This is a genomic window from Pseudomonas sp. K5002 (assembly GCF_013386655.1).
GTDB lineage: Bacteria > Pseudomonadota > Gammaproteobacteria > Pseudomonadales > Pseudomonadaceae > Aquipseudomonas.
The window spans coordinates 1-2,997 of record NZ_JACARK010000391.1; the positions used below are offsets into that span (position 1 = coordinate 1).

The window sequence follows — 2,997 nt, forward strand, 5'->3', positions numbered from 1 at the left end:
TGTTGCTGCTGGACGAGCCCCTCTCCAACCTCGACGCCAACCTGCGCGAAGAGATGCAGTTCGAGATCCGTCGCATCCAGTGTGAAGTCGGGATCACCACCCTGATGGTCACCCACGACCAGGCCGAAGCGCTGTCCATCAGCGACCGGGTAGTAGTGATGCAGGCCGGGCGCGTGACGCAAATCGACGCGCCGTACAAACTCTATGAACACCCGCGCACGCGCTTCATCTCGGATTTTGTCGGCAAGGCCAACCTGCTGGCGGGCGATTTCGATCAACTCGGCGCGCCGCAAGTGCGCTTCGAGCCGGGCAACGGCGAGCTGACCCTGAGCCTGCGCCCGGAAAAGATCGACCTGGTGGCCGCCGGCAACGGCCGGCTGCAAGGCAAGATCCTCGACAGCTACTTCTTCGGCAGCCAATGGCTGTATCGCATCAAGACCGAGATCGGCGAGCTGACCGTGGTCCGCCGCAATGACGGCAGCGCGCCATTGGCTTGCGGCGCTGCAGTGGGCCTGGACTGGGAGTCGAACCTGTTGCGGGTGCTGGCCGCGGATGAGGTGCGCGCATGAGCCGTGGCTACCTGTTGTCGTTGCCGGCGCTGGTGTTGTTTTTCGGGCTGCTGATCCTGCCCCTGGGCCTGACACTGGTGCTGTCGTTCAACGTGTTCGACTATCAGGTAGGGGTGAAGGCCGATGAGTGGACCTTCGCCCACTACCTGTCGCTGTTCAGCGATTCGTACTTCTACGAGATCTTCTGGCGCACCTTCTGGATCAGTGCCCTGGTGACCTTGCTCTGCGTGGTGATCGGCGTGCCCGAGGCCTACATCCTCAGCCGCATGGGCACGCCATGGCGCTCGATCTTCCTGATCCTGATCCTCACCCCGCTGCTGATTTCGGTGGTGGTGCGGGCCTTCGGCTGGAGCCTGCTGCTGGGTGCCGATGGCCTGGTGAACCAGGTGATCCAGGCCCTGGGCGGCAAGCCGGTGAAGCTGCTGTACACCTCGTTCGCCGTGATCATCGCACTGGTGCACGTGATGCTGCCGTTCATGATCATCCCGGTGTGGACCTCCCTGCAGAAGCTCGACCCGTCGGCGGAACAGGCGGCGCTGTCCCTGGGTGCCAGCCAGGCCACGGTGATGCGCAAGATCGTGTTGCCGCAGGTGATGCCCGGCGTGCTGTCCGGCACCCTGATCGTGTTCGGCCTGGCTGCCAGCTCCTTCGCGATCCCCGGCCTGCTGGGCGGACGCCGCCTGAAGATGGTCGCCACGGTGGTCTACGACCAATACCTCTCGGAACTCAACTGGCCCATGGGCGCGACCATCGCGGTGGTGTTGCTGTTGGTCAACTTGCTGATCATGCTGAGCTGGAACCGCATGGTCGAAGGCCGCTACAAAAAGTCCCTGGGAGTATAAGACGATGTCCAGAAACGGTCCTTTGGCCCTGGGCTTTCACGGCCTGGTGGTGCTGTTCATGATGGCGCCGCTGGTGGTGGTGTGCCTCGTGGCCTTCACCCCGGAAAATACCTTGAGCCTGCCCACTTCGGGCTTCTCCCTGCGCTGGTTTCATGCGGTGTTCGAGCGCGCGGACTTTATCCAGGCGTTCTACAACAGCCTGGTCCTGGCGTTCGTTGCCGCCACCCTGGCGACGTTGATCGCGGTGCCGGCGGCGCTGGCAATCAGTCGCTACCAGTTCCCCGGCCGTAACTTCTTCAGTGCGCTGTTCCTCTCGCCGATCATCATCCCGCACCTGGTGCTGGGGGTGGCGATGCTGCGGCTGTTCGCAATGATGGGCGTCAACGGCAGCTTCACCTGGTTGATGCTGGCCCACGTGGTGATCATCACGCCTTACGTATTGCGCCTGGTATTGGCGGCCGCCATCGGCATTGACCGCAGCGCCGAGCAGGCTGCCGAATCCCTCGGCGCCAGCCGCTTCACCCTGTTTCGCCAGATCACCTTGCCGATGATTCTGCCCGGCGTGGCCGGCGGCTGGTTGCTGGCGTTCATCAACAGTTTCGATGAAGTGACCCTGTCGATCTTTGTCAGCTCGCCGGCCACCCAGACCTTGCCGGTGCGCATGTACGTGTACGCCACCGAATCCATCGACCCGATGATGGCGGCCGTGTCGGCGCTGGTGATCGGGTTGACGGCGGCGGCCATGATTCTGCTGGACCGGGTCTACGGCCTGGATCGCGTGTTGGTAGGGAAACATTGATGGCACTGTTCAAACGACTGGCCGAGACCGAGCGGCCCAGCCTGGCGTTCACCCTCGATGGGCAGCCTGCCACGGGCCTGCTTGGGGACACCTTGCTGACTGCCGTACTGACCTGCGCCGAGCACCTGCGGGGCAGTGATTTCAGCGCCGAACGCCGCGCCGGTTTCTGCTTGATGGGGGCCTGCCAGGATTGCTGGGTACGCCTGGAAGATGGTCGGCGAGTGCGCGCCTGTTCGACCTTGCTGGAAGACGGCCAGGCGATTCGCCGTGACCCGGGGCGCCAGGCATGAAGAGCGTGGTGATAGTGGGCGCAGGCCCAGCGGGCATTACCGCAGCCCGGACCTTGCTGGACCATGGCGTAACCCCGGTGTTGGTGGACGAGAGCCTGCGCGGTGGCGGCCAGATCTATCGGCGCCAGCCGGCGAACTTCCAGCGCTCGGCCAAGCAGCTGTATGGGTTTGAAGCGGGCAAGGCGACAGCGCTGCATCGCACCATGGATGAGCTGGCCACCCGGATCGACTACCGGCCGGAAACCCTGGTGTGGAATGCGGAAAATGGCCGCCTGGACATGCTCAACAACGGCCACGCCGAAAGCATCGAATACACGCAGATCATCGTCGCCACGGGCGCCACCGACCGCATCCTGCCCGTGCCGGGCTGGACGCTGCCCGGTGTGTACAGCCTGGGCGCGGCGCAAATCGCGCTGAAGTATCAAGGCTGCGCCATCGGTGAGCGTGTCGCGTTCTGCGGCAGCGGGCCGTTGCTGTACCTGGTGGCGTATCAGTAC

At 63.9% G+C, this 2,997-nt stretch carries 5 protein-coding genes; all 5 read left to right on the forward strand.

Annotated elements, in window-relative coordinates; all coding sequences use genetic code 11:
• On the forward strand, positions 1-569 hold a 569-nt coding region (locus HX846_RS18475; RefSeq protein WP_178965856.1), incomplete at its 5' end, for an ABC transporter ATP-binding protein.
• Entirely contained in the window at positions 566-1,411 is an 846-nt protein-coding gene (locus tag HX846_RS18480; RefSeq protein WP_003218273.1) for an ABC transporter permease, read from the forward strand. The genes HX846_RS18475 and HX846_RS18480, both read left to right, overlap by 4 nt.
• A 4-nt stretch (positions 1,412-1,415) precedes the next feature.
• Positions 1,416-2,210 (forward strand): ABC transporter permease, encoded by a 795-nt coding sequence (locus tag HX846_RS18485; RefSeq protein WP_003218275.1) that lies wholly within the window; start codon positions 1,416-1,418, stop codon positions 2,208-2,210.
• Positions 2,210-2,500, forward strand: coding sequence for a (2Fe-2S)-binding protein (locus HX846_RS18490; RefSeq protein WP_003218277.1), 291 nt, complete (start codon positions 2,210-2,212; stop codon positions 2,498-2,500). The genes HX846_RS18485 and HX846_RS18490 overlap by 1 nt, the downstream gene beginning before the upstream one ends.
• A partial coding sequence (locus tag HX846_RS18495) for an FAD-dependent oxidoreductase (RefSeq protein ID WP_178965857.1) occupies positions 2,497-2,997 on the forward strand: 501 nt, incomplete at its 3' end. The genes HX846_RS18490 and HX846_RS18495, both read left to right, overlap by 4 nt.

What these genes read in the sequence shown, in the direction of transcription:
- HX846_RS18480 (WP_003218273.1), top strand. Translation starts at nt 566, where the DNA reads ATGAGCCGTGGCTACCTGTTGTCGTTGCCGGCGCTGGTGTTGTTTTTC.
- HX846_RS18485 (WP_003218275.1), top strand. Translation starts at nt 1,416, where the DNA reads ATGTCCAGAAACGGTCCTTTGGCCCTGGGCTTTCACGGCCTGGTGGTG.
- HX846_RS18490 (WP_003218277.1), top strand. Translation starts at nt 2,210, where the DNA reads ATGGCACTGTTCAAACGACTGGCCGAGACCGAGCGGCCCAGCCTGGCG.